This is a genomic window from Nocardiopsis sp. NPDC055879 (genome assembly GCF_053615935.1).
The window spans coordinates 64,312-81,246 of sequence record NZ_JBSHCT010000018.1 but is presented as its reverse complement, the minus strand read 5'-3'; the positions used below and the strand labels follow the sequence as shown (position 1 = coordinate 81,246).

Annotated in this window: 16 protein-coding genes and 4 tRNA genes; 5 read left to right on the top strand and 15 right to left on the bottom strand. The window is 68.7% G+C overall.

Features of this window, described 5'->3' with window-relative positions; translation table 11 throughout:
• Positions 1-85: 85 nt before the first annotated feature.
• Positions 86-3,769: a nitrate reductase subunit alpha gene (locus tag ACWGKS_RS21425; protein ID WP_358507165.1), complete on the bottom strand. Its 3,684-nt coding sequence runs from the start codon at positions 3,767-3,769 to the stop codon at positions 86-88.
• Positions 3,770-3,942: 173 nt separating this feature from the next.
• Between ACWGKS_RS21425 and ACWGKS_RS21420 the strand changes: the two genes are divergently transcribed.
• On the top strand, positions 3,943-5,136 hold the full coding sequence (locus ACWGKS_RS21420; protein ID WP_358507167.1) for an MFS transporter: 1,194 nt from the start codon (positions 3,943-3,945) through the stop codon (positions 5,134-5,136).
• A gap of 25 nt (positions 5,137-5,161) precedes the next feature.
• Here ACWGKS_RS21420 and ACWGKS_RS21415 read toward each other — a convergent pair whose 3' ends face one another.
• Positions 5,162-5,887 (bottom strand): rRNA methyltransferase, encoded by a 726-nt coding sequence (locus tag ACWGKS_RS21415; RefSeq protein ID WP_358507169.1) that lies wholly within the window; start codon positions 5,885-5,887, stop codon positions 5,162-5,164.
• 79 nt (positions 5,888-5,966) lie between these two features.
• Positions 5,967-6,041, bottom strand: a tRNA-Asp gene (locus tag ACWGKS_RS21410).
• 98 nt (positions 6,042-6,139) lie between these two features.
• On the opposite strand from ACWGKS_RS21410, the gene ACWGKS_RS21405 reads away from it, so the two are divergent.
• Positions 6,140-6,547 carry an RNA-binding S4 domain-containing protein gene (locus tag ACWGKS_RS21405; protein WP_358507171.1) on the top strand — a complete coding sequence of 136 codons (408 nt, stop codon included), beginning with the start codon at positions 6,140-6,142 and terminating at the stop codon, positions 6,545-6,547.
• Between the two features lie 77 nt (positions 6,548-6,624).
• Here ACWGKS_RS21405 and ACWGKS_RS21400 read toward each other — a convergent pair whose 3' ends face one another.
• Both ACWGKS_RS21400 and ACWGKS_RS21395 read right to left on the bottom strand, forming a co-directional pair.
• A complete protein-coding gene (locus ACWGKS_RS21400) occupies positions 6,625-7,440 on the bottom strand; it encodes an alpha/beta fold hydrolase (RefSeq protein WP_358507172.1) in 816 nt (271 codons plus the stop codon).
• A gap of 30 nt (positions 7,441-7,470) precedes the next feature.
• A complete protein-coding gene (locus ACWGKS_RS21395; protein ID WP_358507174.1) occupies positions 7,471-8,043 on the bottom strand; it encodes a hypothetical protein in 573 nt (190 codons plus the stop codon).
• A 119-nt stretch (positions 8,044-8,162) separates the two neighbouring features.
• Between ACWGKS_RS21395 and ACWGKS_RS21390 the strand changes: the two genes are divergently transcribed.
• Positions 8,163-9,068 carry a PP2C family protein-serine/threonine phosphatase gene (locus tag ACWGKS_RS21390; RefSeq protein ID WP_358507176.1) on the top strand — a complete coding sequence of 302 codons (906 nt, stop codon included), beginning with the start codon at positions 8,163-8,165 and terminating at the stop codon, positions 9,066-9,068.
• On the opposite strand, the gene ACWGKS_RS21385 is transcribed toward ACWGKS_RS21390, so the two are convergent.
• The 7 genes from ACWGKS_RS21385 to ACWGKS_RS21355 form a co-directional block, all read right to left on the bottom strand.
• The gene (locus tag ACWGKS_RS21385; RefSeq protein ID WP_358507178.1) at positions 9,065-9,616 is read right to left on the bottom strand and encodes a hypothetical protein; all 552 of its coding nucleotides are present in this window, start codon (positions 9,614-9,616) and stop codon (positions 9,065-9,067) included. The genes ACWGKS_RS21390 and ACWGKS_RS21385 overlap by 4 nt on opposite strands.
• An 80-nt stretch (positions 9,617-9,696) precedes the next feature.
• Positions 9,697-10,533: a phosphoribosylaminoimidazolesuccinocarboxamide synthase gene (locus ACWGKS_RS21380; RefSeq protein WP_358507179.1), complete on the bottom strand. Its 837-nt coding sequence runs from the start codon at positions 10,531-10,533 to the stop codon at positions 9,697-9,699.
• Between the two features lie 7 nt (positions 10,534-10,540).
• Positions 10,541-11,281, bottom strand: coding sequence for a GntR family transcriptional regulator (locus ACWGKS_RS21375; RefSeq protein ID WP_358507181.1), 741 nt, complete (start codon positions 11,279-11,281; stop codon positions 10,541-10,543).
• 147 nt (positions 11,282-11,428) lie between these two features.
• A tRNA-Phe gene (locus ACWGKS_RS21370) sits at positions 11,429-11,502 on the bottom strand.
• A 23-nt stretch (positions 11,503-11,525) separates the two neighbouring features.
• Positions 11,526-11,600 (bottom strand) — tRNA-Asp (locus tag ACWGKS_RS21365).
• Positions 11,601-11,690: 90 nt separating this feature from the next.
• A tRNA-Glu gene (locus ACWGKS_RS21360) sits at positions 11,691-11,763 on the bottom strand.
• Positions 11,764-11,856: 93 nt separating this feature from the next.
• On the bottom strand, positions 11,857-13,401 hold the full coding sequence (locus ACWGKS_RS21355; RefSeq protein WP_358507182.1) for a metallophosphoesterase family protein: 1,545 nt from the start codon (positions 13,399-13,401) through the stop codon (positions 11,857-11,859).
• A gap of 93 nt (positions 13,402-13,494) precedes the next feature.
• On the opposite strand from ACWGKS_RS21355, the gene ACWGKS_RS21350 reads away from it, so the two are divergent.
• Both ACWGKS_RS21350 and ACWGKS_RS21345 read left to right on the top strand, forming a co-directional pair.
• The gene (locus ACWGKS_RS21350; RefSeq protein WP_358507184.1) at positions 13,495-13,845 is read left to right on the top strand and encodes a metallopeptidase family protein; all 351 of its coding nucleotides are present in this window, start codon (positions 13,495-13,497) and stop codon (positions 13,843-13,845) included.
• A 336-nt stretch (positions 13,846-14,181) separates the two neighbouring features.
• On the top strand, positions 14,182-15,522 hold the full coding sequence (locus ACWGKS_RS21345; RefSeq protein WP_358507186.1) for an MFS transporter: 1,341 nt from the start codon (positions 14,182-14,184) through the stop codon (positions 15,520-15,522).
• A gap of 37 nt (positions 15,523-15,559) precedes the next feature.
• Here ACWGKS_RS21345 and ACWGKS_RS21340 read toward each other — a convergent pair whose 3' ends face one another.
• The 3 genes from ACWGKS_RS21340 to ACWGKS_RS21330 all read right to left on the bottom strand — a co-directional run bounded on the left by ACWGKS_RS21340 (position 15,560) and on the right by ACWGKS_RS21330 (position 16,733).
• Positions 15,560-15,682 carry a hypothetical protein gene (locus ACWGKS_RS21340; RefSeq protein WP_263363335.1) on the bottom strand — a complete coding sequence of 41 codons (123 nt, stop codon included), beginning with the start codon at positions 15,680-15,682 and terminating at the stop codon, positions 15,560-15,562.
• Positions 15,682-15,942, bottom strand: coding sequence for a PspC domain-containing protein (locus ACWGKS_RS21335; RefSeq protein WP_358507188.1), 261 nt, complete (start codon positions 15,940-15,942; stop codon positions 15,682-15,684). Before ACWGKS_RS21335 ends, ACWGKS_RS21340 begins: the two co-directional genes overlap by 1 nt.
• Before the next feature lie 185 nt (positions 15,943-16,127).
• Entirely contained in the window at positions 16,128-16,733 is a 606-nt protein-coding gene (locus ACWGKS_RS21330; protein ID WP_358507190.1) for a TetR/AcrR family transcriptional regulator, read from the bottom strand.
• Positions 16,734-16,935: the final 202 nt, after the last annotated feature.

Below are 16,935 nucleotides of genomic sequence, written 5' to 3'. Positions count from 1 at the left end.
ACCCGGCCGATCGGCCGCTTCCCCTCGTGTCCCGTCTCCGCCCGGGCAGAGACCCCCGCCGGTCGGGGTGGTCGGGTGTCCGCCATCAGTAACGCACCTCCGTCGTCCGTTTCCGCACGACCGTGACCTCGTCGCGCTGGTTGCCCGTCGGGCCGAGGTAGTTGAAGGCGTAGGTGAACTGCGCGTACCCGCCGATGAGGTGTGTCGGCTTCACGAGCAGTCGGGTGAGCGAGTTGTGGATGCCACCGCGCCTACCGGTGGTCTCCGTCTTGGGCACGTCGATGGTGCGTTCCTGGGCGTGGTACATGTACACCGTCCCGGTCGGCATCCGGTGCGAGACCACCAGACGTGCGGCCACCACACCGTTGCGGTTGATCGCCTCGACCCAGTCGTTGTCGACGGCCTCGATGGCCTTGGCGTCGGCCACGCTCATCCAGATGGTGGGACCACCCCGGGACAGGGTCTGCATGAGCAGGTTGTCCTGGTACTCGGAGTGGATCGACCACTTGGAGTGCGGCGTCAGGTAACGCACCACCACCCCCAACCGCCCGGTCGGGCCGATCCGTGGTTCCCCGAAGAGACGGCCGACGTCGAGCGGCGGCCGGTAGACCGGCAGGGCCTCGCCGAACTCGTGCATCCAGTCGTGGTCGAGGTAGAAGTGCTGGCGCCCGGTGAAGGTGTGCCAGGGCTTGTCGTGTTCGAGGTTGATGGTGAAGGGCGAGTAGCGGCGGTCCGACGACTCCTTGCCCGACCACTCCGGGCTGGTGCCCACCGACGTGGGCCCGCGCTTGGCGTCGTCGAAGACGACCCGGCGACCGGCGGCGTGGTCGATCAACTCGTCCATGTCGGTGCCGGTGCGCGCCGCCAGACGCTCGAAGCCCTGGGCGGCCAGACGACCGTTGCTGGTGCCCGACAGCGCCAGGATCATCTCGCAGACCTTGACGTCGGTGTCCAGGGAGGGCCGCCCGTCGGCGACACCGCCGCGCACGACGCCGTTGCGTTCGCGCAGCCACTCCACCTCCTTGTCGGGGGTGAAGAACACCCCCTTGACCGGGAGCCCCTTGCCCTCGGCGAGTGGTCCGAGCGAGGCGAGCTTCTGCGCGATCGCCGAGTAGTTGCGGCGGACCGGCACGATCCCCGGCATCGTGCTCCCCGGGACCGGGCGCTCCCCCGTGACCTTCCAGTCCCTGGGCACCCCGTGCGCCTGGGCCAGCTCGCCCGGGGTGTCGTGCTGGTGGGGCACGGCCACCAGGTCGGTGACCTCACCGAGGTGGTCGGCGGCCATCGCGCTGAAGACCTTCGCCAGGGCGTGGAAGGTGTCGAAGTCGGTGCGCGTCTCCCACGGTGGGTCGATCGCCGGGTTGAAGGCGTGCACGTAGGGGTGCATGTCCGTGGTGGACAGGTCGTGCTTCTCGTACCAGGTGGCGGCCGGCAACACGAGGTCCGACAACAGGGTGGAGCTGGTCATCCGGAAGTCCAAGGTGAGCAGCAGGTCCAGCTTGCCCTCGGGGATCTCCTCCCGCCAGGTGACGTCCGCGGGCCGGTGTTCGGGACCGGCCGGTTCCGCCTGAAGGTTGGAGTGGGTGCCGAGCAGGTGCTTGAGGAAGTACTCGTCGCCCTTGGCCGACGAACCGAACAGGTTGGAGCGCCACAGGGTGAGGGTGCGCGGCCAGTTCGCCGGGTCGTCCGGGTCTTCGACGGCGAACCGGAGGGTGCCGTCGACGAGCTGGTCGACGACGTACTCCGCGGGGTCCCTGCCGAGTTCGACGGCCTCCTTGCCGAGCTGGATCGGGTTGCGGTCGAACGTCGGGAAGGACGGCATCCACCCCATTCGGGCCGAAGCCGCCACGAGGTCCGCGGTGTGCTGTCCGCGCACCCTGCCCGGGCCTAGCGGCGACATGAGCGCGTCGGCCCGGTAGGTGTCGTAACGCCACTGGTCGGTGTGCGAGTACCAGTAGGAGGTTCCGGCCATGAACCTCGGCGGGCGCGCCCAGTCGTTCCCGGACGCGTACGTCGCCCAGCCGGTGGCGGTGCGGCACTTCTCCTGACCCACGTAGTGCGCCCAACCACCGCCGTTGACCCCCTGGCAGCCGGTGAACAGCAACAACGCCAGGAAGGCGCGGTAGGAGTTCTCACCGTGGAACCACTGGTTGGTGCCGGCGCCCAGCACGATCATGGCGCGGCCACCGCTGGCCTCGGCGGTGTCGGCGAACTCGCGTGCGATGCGCACCGCGCGTTCCGCGGGCACCGAGGTCAGTGTCTCCTGCCAGGCCGGGGTGTAGGCGGCGTCGGGATCGTCGTAGCCGGTGGGCCAGGTGCCGGGCAGCCCCGGGCGAGACACCCCGTACTGGGCCAGGACCAGGTCGAACACGGTGGTGACCAGGCGTCCGGCGACCCGACGGATCGGAACGCCCCGGATGTCGACCTCGGCCGAACCATCCGGGGTGTCGAACCGGGGCAGCGCCACCTCGGCCACCTCCTCGCCCTCGCCGTAGAAGGTGAGTTCGGGGATCCGGCCCTCCAGGTCCAGGTTCCACCTGCCCTCGCCGTCCTCGCCCCAGCGGTCACCGATCGTGCCGTTGGGGACCACCGGGGCGTCCTCGCCCTCGGGCCACAGGAGCGGCTTCCAGTCCGCGTTCGCGGTGGCGTCGCCACCCGGCAGGTCAGCGGCGGTGAGGAACTTGCCGGGTACCCAACGACCGTCGCGTTGTTCCAGGGCCACCAGGAAGGGCAGGTCCGTGTAGGCGCGCGCGTAGTCCAGGAAGCCCGGCGTGGTCCGTTCAACGAAGCGTTCGCGCAGGATGACGTGGCCCATCGCCATGGCGAGGGCGCCGTCGGTGCCGGGGTGCGGGGCCAACCACTCGTCGGCGAACTTCGCCGCGTCGTTGTAGTCCGGGGAGACCACGACGACCTTCTGCCCTCGGTAGCGGGCCTCGGCCATCCAGTGGGCGTCCGGGGTGCGGGTGACCGGGACGTTGGAACCCCACAGCATCAGGTAGGCGGCGTCCCACCAGTCCCCCGACTCGGGCACGTCGGTCTGGTCGCCGAACACCTGGGGAGAGGCGACGGGAAGGTCGGCGTACCAGTCATAGAAGGACAGCATGGAGCCGCCCAGCAGGTTCACGAAGCGCGCGCCGACACCGTGGGAGACCATCGACATCGCCGGGATGGGCGAGAAGCCGGCGATGCGGTCCGGGCCGTACTTCTTGATGGTGAGCACGTGGGCGGCGGCCGCGATCTCCAGGGCCTCTTCCCAGGTGACGCGGATCAATCCGCCCTTGCCACGCGCCCGCTGGTAGCGGCGGCGTTTCTCCGGGTCGGTGGTGATCTCCTCCCACGCGAGCACGGGATCGCCTAGGCGTCGCTTCGCCTCGCGGAACATCTCGACCAGGACACCGCGCGCGTACGGATAGCGGACCCGGGTCGGCGAATAGGTGTACCAGGAGAACGCGGCGCCGCGCGGACAACCCCGGGGTTCGTACTCGGGCCGGTCCGGACCCACCGAGGGATAATCGGTCGCCTGGGTTTCCCAAGTGATGATTCCGTCTTTGACGTACACGTCCCAAGAACAAGAACCGGTGCAGTTCACACCGTGCGTGGAACGGACCACCTTGTCGTGGCTCCAACGATCGCGGTAGAACACATCGCCTTCACGTCCACCATGCCTGACCTGCGCACGGTTTCCGTCGAGAGGCTCGGAACGGGTCAGATAGTTCCCCATCCGCAGGAGCGCGTCACCCGCCCCGCCATTTTTGCCCTGCGTCGCCATAAGGAAGACACTCCATTTGCCGGCCCGTTACCGCAGCGATGAGGAAATCCCGGAAAATCACTTCCAGCATCGACCACATTCCGTTAATAAATATGCCTGCCACGGGAGTGAAGTCACGTTTCCCACACCGATTCGGGCGACAATCGCAGAATCCGATACTTGGAGGAGCCGCAATGCGCGCGGAAGCCGATGAGACGACCGCCCGTTCCGGGACAGCGGGTACCAACCTCGCGCTGGCGACGGCGGCGTTCGCCCTGACGTTCTGGGCCTGGAACCTGATCGGCCCGCTGTCGCGGACCTACAGCGAGGAGCTGGGACTCTCGCCGACCCAGACGTCGATCCTGGTCGCCTTCCCCGTGCTGGTGGGTTCGCTCGGGCGTATCCCGGTCGGCACCCTGACCGACCGCTACGGCGGTCGGCTGATGTTCACGATCCTCTGTTTCCTGAGCATCGTTCCGACGTTCCTCGTCGGGCTCTCCTCCCACTCCTACGGCATGCTGTTGGTGTGGGGATTCTTCCTCGGTATCGCGGGAACCTCGTTCGCGGCCGGCATCCCGTTCGTCAACGCCTGGTACCGGCCGAACCGGCGCGGGTTCGCCACCGGTGTGTTCGGGGCGGGCATGGGTGGCACGGCGCTGTCCGCCTTCCTGACGCCCCGCCTGGTGGAGGCCCTGGGGCTGTTCACCACCCACCTGCTGATGTGCGTGGCTCTCGCGGCCATGGGCGTCGTGATGTGGGTCTTCGTCCGTGACGCGCCGGAATGGCGACCGCAGACCGCGCCGGCGCTACCGCGCATGCGCGAGGCCCTGAGACTGAAGGCGACCTGGCAGGCGTCCGGCCTGTACGCACTGGTCTTCGGTGGTTTCGTGGCCTTCTCCACCTACCTGCCGACCCTGCTCACCACCGCCTACGACTACGCGCAGACCGACGCGGGCATGCGCACCGCCGGATTCGCGTTGGCGGCGGTGATCGCCCGTCCCGTCGGCGGCATTCTGTCGGACCGGATCGGCCCGGTGAAGGTCTGCCTGATCTCGTTCTTCGGCACCTGCGTGTTCGCCGTGGCGCTGGCCCTGCACCCGCCCGCGGAGTTCCCGGCCGGGTTCACGTTCGTGCTGATCGCCGTGTCGTTGGGGCTGGGTACCGGTTCGGTGTTCGCCCTGGTCGCCAAACTGGTGGAGCCCACCCGGGTGGGCACGGTCACCGGCCTGGTCGGCGCGGCCGGCGGGCTGGGAGGTTACTTCCCGCCATTGCTCATGGGCGTGGTCTTCCAGGCCACCGGCGCCTACACGCTGGGTTTCGTCCTCCTGGCCGTGGTCGCGCTCCTGGTCGCCCTGTACACCACACGCGCCTTTCGCGACGTGTCTTGACGGGCCCCGCGTCATCGGGGCGGGTTCAGATCCCGGTGAGGTCGCGGGCACGGACCAGGACCGCCGAACGGTTGCCGACCTTGACCCGTTCCAGCGCGCGCACGCCCTCGGGCAACCGCACCCGGCGCGTGCGCGCGGTCAGCACGACCACGGAGCGTTCCGGCAGTACCCGCCCCATCGAGGAGAGCAGCCCGTGGACCGGGTCCTGCGGGATGTCGCCCTCCCACCGGGTCATCTCGCCGTAGGGGACGTCGGTGACCACGAGGTCGGCGTCCACCGGCTCGGTGAGGGTGAACACGTCGGCCACGGCCGACTCGTGCGGGAGGTCGCCTCCGGTGACGGCCAGTCCCGCGGCGAGGTCGCGGGCGGCCTCGGCGCGTTCCACGTAGGCGACACGGCCGAAGTCGAGGGCCGAACGGCGTAGCTCGCGCTCGCGTTCGGCCATCCCTTCGGCGGTGAGGAGTTCGAGATTGCGCGCGGCGATGGCGACGGCGTCGGGGTCCACGTCCGAGGCTCGTACGTGGACCAGCAGGTCGCGGTGGAGTAGGCCCAGGACCGTGACCAGGTAACCGCTGCCACAGCAGGGGTCCCACAGGCGGGCCCGCTCGTGGCCGAGGTGCACCATGGCGCGTTGGAGGAGTTCGCTGGCCAATCGGACGGGGAAGCCGGGGAACCCCGGCGCCGACCGCAGAACCTGTCCACTCGCCAGCGCGGAGTGGTCCGTACGCTCGATGGCGTACCGGTAACTCACAAACGTCCCCCGTCCAGACGACAACGTCCCCACAACGCCGAAGGCCCGGTGTCTGAGGGACACCGGGCCTTCGATGATGCGGTCCTGACGGGATTTGAACCCGCGGCCTCCACCTTGACAGGGTGGCGAGCACTCCTAACTGCTCCACAGGACCTCGTTGCGTTCACAACTCTAGCGCGACTTCGGAGTACTTCGTACCGCCGTCGCCCTAAAGTGGTTCGAAAGTACCCGCGACCGACGAGAGGACCTTGCGTGAGCGAGCAGTCCGCCCCGCTTCCCACCGGCCCCGACTCCACGCGGGTGGACCGTTGGCTGTGGGCGGTGCGCCTCACCAAGACCCGCTCCGATTCGGCGCAGGCCTGCCGTGGCGGGCATGTTCGTGTCAACGACCGACCGGCCAAACCGGCCACGACGGTAAAGGCGGGCGACCAGGTGCGCGTACGACTGAACGGCGTCACCCGGATCGTCGATGTGACGCACGTCATCGTCAAGAGGGTCGGGGCGTCCGTCGCGGTCCGCTGCTACGAGGACCGCACCCCGGCCCCACCGCCGGAGGCCCGAGGGCCGGTGATCCGGCGCGATCGCGGCGCCGGTCGGCCCACCAAGAAGGACCGTCGCATGCTGGATCGGTTGCGGTCCGACTTCCCCCCGCCCGCCTGAGCCCTCAGGAGCCCCCTTGTCCGGTATCTCCCCCGCCCTCTTGGCGTCCGGGCGCGACGCCGCCCTGCCCCGCGCCCTCACCCTGGTCCGTTCTCTCCGTTGAGCCAGGGGAGCGGGTGTTCGGCGAGGAAGTCGCGGACGGCGTCGGTCGCCTTGGGCGCCGCCTCGTGCAGGTAGCCGTGGCGGACGCCGGGCAGGACCAGCAGCCGGGCGTTCGGGACGCGTTCGGCGAGCAGTTCGGCGTTGGCCACGGGGGTGAGCTCGTCGTCCTCACCGTGCATCACCAGTGTGGGCGCTTGGACGCGCGGCAACAGCTCCCAGCCGTCGTGCCTCATGCTCGCCTCGTAGTGGCGGCGCTGGGCGCGCAGCGGGTTGCGCGGCACGATCCGGGACACCGTCTCGGGGTTCGCGTCGGCCCACGAGGGTGAGTAGAACAGGTGCGCGATGAGGCCACGCCCCTCCTCGGTGTTGGCCTTGCGCAGGGCGATCGACGCGTGGTGCGGGCGCTCGACCTCGTTGCTCCCACCCGGCGCGGTGGCGCCCAGGACCAGCGCACCGACCCGGTCGGGCGCGATCGCGGCGAGTGTCTGGGCGACCTTGCCGCCCATGGAGAAGCCGTAGACGTGGGCGCGCTCCACCCCTTCCCCGTCCAGGACGGCCAAGGCGTCGTGGACCAACAGCTCCATGCTGTAGGGGCGGTCGAGGGGAACGTCGCTGCCGCCGCTGCCGCGCATGTCCATCAGGATCACCCGGTGACGCTCGGCCAGATCGGCGTACACCCCCTCCCACATGGTGTGGTCGAGGGACTGTCCGTGGATGAGTAGCAGCGGCTCACCCGATCCGTGGACGTCGTACCGAATGCGGGTTCCGTCAGCGGCGGTCGCGTGGTTCACGCCAACGGACACTACCCGACAAAGCACGCCTCACGAGCGGCGTGGGGACCGAGAGACCACGTGGTCCTCGTGCCAGGAACGGTAGGCCGCCCAGCCGAGTACCGCACTGGCCACCAGCATGACGAACACTCCGGACGCCGGCGCCACATCCTCCCCCGGAACGCCCGCCCAGAACCAGGCCACGAAGGACAGGAACGGGACCAGGCCGCACAGCACCATCAGCGTCACGAGCCGGAAGCCGTTCTGCTCGAAGTGACATCCCACCGCGAACCCGATCTGGAGCAGGAGGAGGGCGAGACTCAGGAAGAAGAGGCCGTGCCCCTCGGCGAGCGCTCCCCACAGCACGTCCCAGCCCGTCGCGTAGCCGGACGGATCCAGCGCGCCCACTCCTGCGTCGTTGTAGACGCGGAACCCCCCTCCCTCACGGATCCAGGGCAGGGCCGGAGACAGGAACAGGGCGACGGTGCCACCGAGGAGCGCGGCGGCCGTCGTCCGATCCGACGGGGCGTCACCGTTCAGCCTCTGCAAACGCATCTCCAAGCGGTTGACCCGAACGCGCAGGCGCTCGGTCTCGCTCGGCTGATCCTGGCCGTTGGATCTCACGGAGGGGTCTCCTCGACTCGTCGGAAATGGTCCGTCCACGATCTCGTGTCCGGTGACCGCGAACCAAACCACCCCGGACGAGCATCTCCCCGGATCCCACCATCGGGAGAGGAGCGCGAATGCACACACCCGTCATCGCCGCCGACTCCGACCAGGGGCCTCGGGAACACCAACAGGACGCGTACGCGCACCAGGTAGCCGACGCCTCCGGCGGCTGGCGCGCGTCCCTGGCCGACGGCTTCGGCGAACACCCTCGCACCCGTGAGGCCGCCGTACTCGCCGCCGTCACCGCCATAGAGGCCGGCGGCGAGGCACTGGACGCCGTTCTCGCCGCCACGAGTGCGATCTCCGACGCCCATCCCGGAGCCGACTGTGTGATGGTGCACGCGCGCCAGGACGCCCCCGACGACCCCATCGACGTCGCCTGGGTCGGCGACTGCAGACTCTGGACCTGGTCCCCCGGCGACGGGTTGCGCCGGCACACCCACGACCACACCTTCGGGCAGCGGTTGCGGGACCGGTGGGTGGCGGACGACCTGGCGCGGGCCGGCGACAACGCGCTCACCACCTCGGTCGCCACCGCGGCCCTCGCCGACATCGGCACCGCGACCGCTCCCCCCGCGAAACTGGTGCTGTTCACCACCGACGGGGTCCACGACTACGTCGACGAACTCCTGCTGGCCGAACTGGTCACCGACCACGCGCACACCCCGGACGTCCTGGCCCAGGTGTTGGTGGACGCCGCCCGGGAGGCCGAGAGCGGCGACAACGCCACCGCTATGGTCATCCGGCTGCCGCTCCCGGAGTCGCCCTACCTGTCCCGACAAGAGGTGCTGCTGGACGGCCTGGCCCACGTCGACGGGTTCGACGACGACCAACCCATCCTGCGCCGGCTCGCCGAGGACCGCGCCGTGGGTATCGCCTGCGACCGGTTCCTGCTGCGCGACGGCACCACCTACTGGTGCACGAAGGACTCCGACCACACCGACCACCACGTCAGCTGGCACGGAGTCACCTGGAGCTAGTCGTCCGGCTTCGCGAGGGCCGCGCCCGTTCCGACCAGCAGACAGGCCAGGAAGGCCACCACCGCGCCCGGCCCGGTGACGATCGAGCTCTCGGAGTCGGTCGGCCAGAGGATCAGCAGCAGGAACGGCGTCGGGAACGCGCACACCTGAACGACGACGTGGAGGCGTCCGTCATCCATGACCAACGCGTACAGGGTCAGCGCCAGGATCAGCACGACCGCGACGAAGACGGCGAGGATCGCCCTGGTGTCGGTGATGGCGGCCCCGAACATCTCCCATCCGGTCATCAGGCCCCGGGGCTCCAGCCGCAAGGGAAGATCCTCAGAACCCAGGGTCGGTGAAACGTCGAACCCGGACCCGTCCTTGCGCGGACCGCGCAGCCACGGCAACGCGAGCGAAACGAACAGCACCACGGCACCGACCGCCATGGCGACCGTGCCCAAGCGGAGTCTGCGTTCGTCCGCGTCGAGCCGCCACGTCAGTCGTTCCAGCCGATCCAGCCGCTCGCGGAGCTCCCGGAGTTCGTCGGAGCCTTCCCGTTTCGCCATGGGACCTCCCGTAGGTCAAGGGTCTTCGATCAGGAGATCCCCCTTCGACCCGTTCGGTTCTCGGACCTGGCCTTCCGACATCACGATTCCCAGCGCTCGCCGGTGATCCGCTCGTAGACCTCGATGTACCGGGCCCGGGTCGCTTCCACGATCTCATCCGGGATCTCAGGGCCGGGCGGCGTGCGATCCCAATCGGTCACCGTGCTCGACCAGTCCCGCACGAACTGCTTGTCGAAAGCGTGCTGGGGCCCGCCCGGCGCCCAGTCGTCAGCGGGCCAGAACCGCGAGGAGTCGGAGGTCAGCACCTCGTCGGCGAGCACGAGGGTGCCGTCCGCCGCGCGGCCGAACTCCAGCTTGGTGTCGGCGATGATGATGCCGCGCTCGGCGGCGATCTCGGCGCCACGCTCGTACACGTCCAGGGTCACCGTGCGCAGGCGGTCGGCGGTCTCCTGGCCGATCTCCTCGACGACGTCCGCGAACGTGATGAACTCGTCGTGTCCTTCGGTCGCCTTGGTCGTGGGGGTGAAGATCGGCTCGGGGAGCTTGGACGCCTCCACCAGGCCCTCGGGGAGTTCGATCCCGGAGACGGTGCCCTGCTTCTCGTACTCCTTCAGTCCCAGACCGGCGAGGTAGCCGCGGGCGATCCACTCCACCGGCAGCATGGTGAGCTTTTGGCAGCGCACGGCACGGCCGGCCCATTCCTCGGGCACGTCGGTGGCGGAGACGACGTGGTTGGGCACCAGGTCGGCGAGCTGCTCGAACCACCACAACGACAACTGCGTGAGGATCTTGCCCTTGTCGGGGACGGGGGTGGGCAGCACGACGTCGTAGACGCTCACGCGGTCCGAGGCCACCAGGATGAGGTCGTCACCATCGGCGTAGACGTCTCGCACCTTGCCCGAGTGCAGCAGTTCCATGTCGCTCCTACCTGGAGATCTCGTAGTCGTAGGTGGTCCAACGGCGGGCGACGGAGACGGACCGGCCGAACTCGATCACGTCGCCCTCGGCGTCGAGCACCCAGTTCTGTTTGCGCAGTACCGGGGAGCCCTGCGGGATGTTCAGCGCCGCGGAGTCCTCTTGCGAGGCGACATCGGCACGGAGTTGGTCCTTGCCGGCGGCGGGGGCGAGCCCCGTGGTCTCCTCCACGTACTTGGGGGTTCCCTGGGCCAGCCGTTCCACCTCCAGCAGCAGTGGAGCCTTGGCCGCCAGCTCGCCCTTGAACCAGGACGTACTGACCGAAGAGGGCACGTCGTCTCGGAAGGCGACCCTCCGGCGCCGGATGACGTTGGTTCCCACCGGAACGCCCAGGGCGTCCGCGATCGCTTCAGGGGCCGGCACCAGCTCGGCCGCGTGGATCTCGGCCCGCTCGTGGTCCGCGTAGATCCTGCCCTGGAGGCTGTGCACCACCCGGTCCCGGGCGCTGGCCGCCGCCTGGTCACGGGTGACGATGGTCCCCCGGCCGGGTTCGCCCCGAACCAGACCTTCGGCCTTGAGCACCCCGACGACCTTCGTCGCGGTGGCGAGCGAGATCTTCCACTTGGCGCTGATGGTGCGCACCGAGTCGATCTTCTCCCCGTCGGGGAGGGCACCGGACTCGATCTCGGCCCTGATGTGCTCGGCGACCTGCAAGTAGGGCGGATCGGTGCGTTGAACCTGAGGGGACACGGCCGGCTCCTTGATGGCGAACACGGCAAGCGTACTAGAACGCTAACGTTCGCGATCTAGGACGCCCGAAAGACGATCGATCCTCGCTCAACGCCAAAAAAGCCCGGAGCCAAAGGGCTTCCGGGCTTTGATGCTGGTCGTGATGTGTGGCTAGGGGCGGGGTCGAACCGCCGACCTTCCGCTTTTCAGGCGGACGCTCGTACCAACTGAGCTACCTAGCCGCGGCGCCGATCGGCGACGCTTGCGGTCCTGACGGGATTTGAACCCGCGGCCTCCACCTTGACAGGGTGGCGAGCACTCCTAACTGCTCCACAGGACCTTGTTCAGTTGTCACACCGAGCTGATCGGGCCCGGTGTCTCGCTGCGGTTTCCATTCTGCCAGACGCCCGGCAGTGGTCTGACCGCTTCGTACCCCCAACGGGATTCGAACCCGCGCTACCGCCTTGAAAGGGCGGCGTCCTGGGCCGCTAGACGATGGGGGCCCGTGTAGACGTCCCAAGCATAGGGGAGAATTCCACCAACGCCAAAATGAATGTCCGAGCCGGTCCGGGCCCACATCGCTCAGGGCTTCCGGGTCAGGGCGTGGGTTCCTCTTCCTCTTCCTCCTCGGTCTCGGGCTCATCACCGACGACCCGGTCGGGGTCCTCCTCGATGTGCCGCTCGACCTGCGCGGAAGTGAGTCCGACACCGCCGAGGTCGATGTCGTCGCGCGCCTGGAGGCGGCCGGTCTCGGCGTCGAAGTACAGCACGGACGCCTGGTAGGGCGTGGGCCGGTCCGTGCCGTGATCGAGCCCACTCAACCCGGCACCACCCGTCGAACCCTGGACCAGGAACCTGGTGCCCTCCTGTGTGAGCTCGGTGGACCGCATGTGCTCGTTGCCCGCCAGGGCGAGGGGCACCACCCCGTCGAACGGCCGCGCTTGGACCTGGGTGTGCAGGACCGCGACGTCGACGTCGGTGTCGCCGCCCTCGACCGAGGCCGCCTGCTTCTCCCCGAGCTCCCTCACGTCGGCGTCGTCGGGGTTGAGCCGGGTGGCGTCCGGAACGAACCTGGGGTCGCCGGCGCCGAAGAAGGTGAGTCCGCCGACCTCCTCGGTGTCCCCGTCCAGGACCACCGCGTTGGGCTGGGCCTCCACCGCCCGCTGGGTGCCCACCGAGTCGTGCTGGCCGCGCACCCACACGTAGGGCACGTCGAGCCTGCCGATCTCGTCGGCGAAGACGTCCTCCGCCGCGCTCCCGCGTTCGGTGAGGTCGCCGGAGTCCACGATCACGTCCACCCCGTACTGCTCCCGCAGGGTGCCGATGATGCTCCACGAGGCCGGGTTCAGCTGGATGTCGGACACGTGCAGCACCCGGATGACCGATTCGTCCTCCTCATAGACCGGCAGTGACGAGGTGGCCTGGTAGATCATCGCCACGTTGCCGACGAGTCCGGCGAGCTGTTCCTGGTACTCGGTGAACTGCCCGACGACGTCGTCGACGCTGCCGACCACGGCCGGGGCCTCCCCGATGAGGCCCGTGAATCGCGGTTGGACGATGGCGCTGGGGTTGAACGTCAGAGCCGCCACGCCCCCGAGCCCCGCCAGGACGACGACGGAGGTCACGGTGCTCGCCAGGGCCCGCCAGGCGTTACGGAACAGCAGCAACCCCATCAAGGCCGCGCCGAGGGCCGCCGCGAGGAGCGAGCGCAACACCAGGGCGGTCACGCCGCTGGTGAGGTCGGCTCCGATGCCCGCGGCCATCCTGTCGATGGCCTCCGGGTCGGTGAACATCTCCTGGGCCGCGGAGCTGCGGATCTCGGTGATGGCCGCCTCGATCCGCAGCGGAGCGGCGTGGGTGTCGAAGGCCAACTGCCCGAGGGGGGCGACGTTGACCACCGTCTCCCCGTGCCACTGGGGGCTCAGCGAGAACGTGACGTCCGCGGGGCCGATGGGGGTGACCACCTGTCCGCCCAGCGCCAGGCCGAGCCAACCGCCGAGGAGGCCCGCCACGACGACGCAGCCCCAGCGCCACAGACGCCCGGTGCGCCATCGCGCGAAGGCGGCGCGTGAACGTCCGAGGCTCGCACGGGAGCGGTCGAGGGCACCACGGAGGTCGAATGCGCGGATCTGTGACAACACACCCCCATCATGCCGTCGTCACGGGCCGTTCCCAATGCTTCATCCCGACCAGAGTGTTATGTCTCTTCCTCGCGGCCACCCGAAGGCGCCACAATGACGTGTGTGGTTGAACTGACGCGCAGGGACTTCGAGGAACTGGTGGCCGACGCCCTGGACCAGATCCCGCCCGAGCTCTCCCGACTGATGGACAACGTGGTCATCACGGTCGAGGACGAGTCTCCGGAGGGGCTGCTCGGGTTGTACGAGGGGATCCCGCTCACCGAGCGGGGCGACTCCTACTTCGGGGTGTTGCCGGATCAGATCTTCATCTACCGACGCAACATCTGCGCGATCGCCGAGACACCGGACGAGGTGGTCCACGAGGTGCTGGTGACCGTGGTCCACGAGATCGCGCACCACTTCGGCATCGACGACTCGCGTCTGACCGACCTCGGCTGGGGGTGATCGGTCGGGGGTGATCGGTCGGCGCTACGTCGGAACGCCGTTCCAGGGGGACCACAGACCGTCGACGGAAAGGCCCCCGGGAAAACTCCACTCGCCTCCGAATCGGCGTTCCAGCGCACCCTTTCCCACCCCATTTCACATGGAGCGACCTGGGAGAACAATCCGCGCGTAGACTCGCCGGCACATCGCCGAATCCCATTCGGTGGCATTACCCGGAGCAACGAATCAGATACGAATTTCCCCGAACGACTTGCCAGGCCGCCCACCATCCGGAACCGTTGGTCATTGGGACACGACACAGCGTGATTTCAACCCTGTAACAGTAGGGAGTGCCCCGTGGGCAATCCGAGCATCGACGATGCCCCCGACAACGAGGACCACGAGTCCTCGGCGGCTCAGGAAGCCCGGGAAGACGACTGGCGGAGCAGTTACCGCGACGTCATGGCCATCGGTGAGTTCCGCTCCATGTGGCTCGCCCATGCCCTGTCCGTGGTCGGCACCAACCTGCTGAACATCGCCACCTCGCTGCTGGTCTACCACGTGACCGAGTCCGCGTTCGCGGCCGGAATCACCCTCGCGCTGAACTTCCTGCCACCGCTGATCGGCGGCCCGCTGCTGTCCGGACTCGCCGACATCCTGCCCCGTCGCCGGGTGATGATCGCCTGCGACGTCCTCAGGGCGGCGGTCATCGTCCTCATCGGTGTCCCGGGCATGCCGGTCTGGGCGATCTGGGCACTGATGTTCTTCGTGGTGCTGCCGGGGATCCCCTTCGCCGCCGCACGCGCAGCGCTGCTCACCCAGATCATCCAGGGCGAGCGCTACGTCGCCAGCACCACGATCATCCAGCTGACCGCCCAGCTCGGTATGCTCCTCGGCCTCATCGCGGGCGGCGTGATCGTCTCGTTCATCGGCCCCAACATCACCGTGATGGGCACCGGCCTGTTGTTCGCGCTGTCCGCGCTCATCGTGCTGTTCGGCGTCCGGGCCCGTTCCCTGCCCGAACCGGAGGGGGACGCCGGTGGCGCGGAGGCGCCCAAGCGTCCCGGCCTGCTGTCGATGTTCAGGGACGGCGCGAAGCTGGTCTTCACCGACGCCAAGTTGCGCACACTCGTCCTGCTCGCCTGGCTCGCCGGACTGTACGGAATCCCCTACGGTCTGGCCACACCCATGGCCGACGAGGCGGGTGCCGGCGCGACGGCGACCGGGTTCATCATGGCCGGCGCGTCGATCGGCGCCCTGTTCGGTGGTCTGATCCTCACCCGTCTGGTGCCACCACCGACGCGGATGAGGCTGCTCGGACCGCTCGCCGTATTGACGTCGGTGCCGCTACTGCTGTGGTTCTTCGAGGCGCCACTGTGGCTGATGGTGGTCGCCCTGGCCGTGTGCGGAGCGGCGGGTTCCTACCAGTTCGTCGCCAACGCCGCGTTCGTGCTGTGCGTGCCGCAGGAGGGGCGCGCACAGGCGTTCGGGCTCGCCGCCTCCGGACTTCAGGTGGTCCAGGGGATCGGCATCCTGCTCGCCAGCTACTTCGTGGAGTCCTTCGGCACCGGTCCGGTCATCGCCTGGGCGGGTGTGCTCGGTGTTCTGAGCGCCGCGGTCCTGGCGGCCCGGTGGTCCCGGATGGCCGGGCAGACGATCGCCCGCATGGAGGCGACCGAGTCGGAACGCTCCCCCTAGGAGGAGCGCCCGCCTCCGTCGTCCCCGGCCGTGTCGATCACTGTTCCCCCGAACCGTGGTCCGAGGCGTGGTCACGAACCTCCTCGGTCTCGTGCTCCTCGCGCGGGCACCGGGGGTCCCTCCGGTGCCAGTCCGGGTGTGCCCTCAAGGTCCACATCATCAGTTCTGGCTCTCCTTTCCCTGGAAGTTACGGACGATCTGCTCCAGCAGCGAACGCTGCTCGCTCTGCGACGGCATGATCAGCCAGGCCACGATGTAGACGAACACACCGCTGAAGCCGAGCAGGGTGAAGACGGCGAAGAGGACGCGGATCAGGGTGGAGTCGATCCCCGTGTAGGCGGCGATACCGCCACAGACGCCGGTCAGGAAACGGTCGGATTCGCTGCGTTGGAGTCGCTTGCTCCCGAAGTTCTCGCTCATGGTTCCAGCGTGCCCGTTCCTTGCGACAGTTCCCATCGGGGACAGCCCTGGGCGTCCCCTGACTTCCACCCCCGGCCCTCAGGGGGAGGGTCCTCACCGGAGCGAAAACCCCATAAATGGGACGAAACGTGACGCAAAGGCGTTCCATGACTTGAGCCACACCCCCGGAAAAGAGGGGGCCGGGATCAGTCCGTCGGCCCGAAGGCCTCGCCCAGGTTCACGAACGCCTTCCGGAACAGGTCGCGCGCCGCCTCGATGTCCCCGGCGTCCCCGTAGGGGACCCGCTTCACGGTGTGCCGGGTGACGGACATGGCCGCGCCGGCGATCACCTGGGAACGGAAGTCGTCCTCGGGCGCCCCGGTGCGCTGGGCGACCGCGGTGGCCAGCCCCTGTTCGGCGCTATGGAGGCGACCGAGGAAGACGGGCAGCAGTTGGGGCTCCCGGTCCAGGAGTTCCTTGCGCTGGGTCGCCTCGGCCCGGTGGGCGGCGAGGCCGCCGGGGCCGGCCAGGGAGTTGATGAGGAGGTGGACGAGGTCCTCGGAGAAGTCGCCCGTGGGGCCGCCCGCGATGAACTCCTCCCGGTCCGCCTCGTCCGGGCTGATGGGGGCGTCGCCGATGAGGGCGTCCTCTTTGGTGGCGAAGTAGTTGAAGAAGGTACGGGCGGAGACGTCGGCCGCGGCCGCGATCTCCTCGACCGTCACCTTCTCCAGTCCGCGCTCCAGGGTGAGCCGGACCGCGGCGCCCTGGAGGGCACGCCTCGTGGCCTGCTTCTTTCGCTCCCGCAGCCCCATCGGACCTCCTTGCACACTGCTGATTTTTTCAGGACGCGCAAATATTCTCAACGTGTATTTTTTCACTCGGTCCGACACACGTCGATGAACGTACACGACCCCGCCACCACCCCACCGTCACCGACGCCGACGTGGTCCACCCTGATCGCCCTGGACCGGGCGATCCACGTCGACGAGGACGCCACCGTCCACGGCCGCGCCC

What these genes read in the sequence shown, in the direction of transcription:
- ACWGKS_RS21380 (WP_358507179.1), bottom strand. Translation starts at nt 10,533, where the DNA reads ATGGAACTGCTGCACTCGGGCAAGGTGCGAGACGTCTACGCCGATGGT.
- ACWGKS_RS21425 (WP_358507165.1), bottom strand. Translation starts at nt 3,769, where the DNA reads ATGGCGACGCAGGGCAAAAATGGCGGGGCGGGTGACGCGCTCCTGCGG.
- ACWGKS_RS21420 (WP_358507167.1), top strand. Translation starts at nt 3,943, where the DNA reads ATGCGCGCGGAAGCCGATGAGACGACCGCCCGTTCCGGGACAGCGGGT.
- ACWGKS_RS21330 (WP_358507190.1), bottom strand. Translation starts at nt 16,733, where the DNA reads ATGGGGCTGCGGGAGCGAAAGAAGCAGGCCACGAGGCGTGCCCTCCAG.
- ACWGKS_RS21350 (WP_358507184.1), top strand. Translation starts at nt 13,495, where the DNA reads ATGACGTGTGTGGTTGAACTGACGCGCAGGGACTTCGAGGAACTGGTG.
- ACWGKS_RS21385 (WP_358507178.1), bottom strand. Translation starts at nt 9,616, where the DNA reads ATGGCGAAACGGGAAGGCTCCGACGAACTCCGGGAGCTCCGCGAGCGG.
- ACWGKS_RS21390 (WP_358507176.1), top strand. Translation starts at nt 8,163, where the DNA reads ATGCACACACCCGTCATCGCCGCCGACTCCGACCAGGGGCCTCGGGAA.
- ACWGKS_RS21335 (WP_358507188.1), bottom strand. Translation starts at nt 15,942, where the DNA reads ATGAGCGAGAACTTCGGGAGCAAGCGACTCCAACGCAGCGAATCCGAC.
- ACWGKS_RS21340 (WP_263363335.1), bottom strand. Translation starts at nt 15,682, where the DNA reads ATGATGTGGACCTTGAGGGCACACCCGGACTGGCACCGGAGGGACCCC.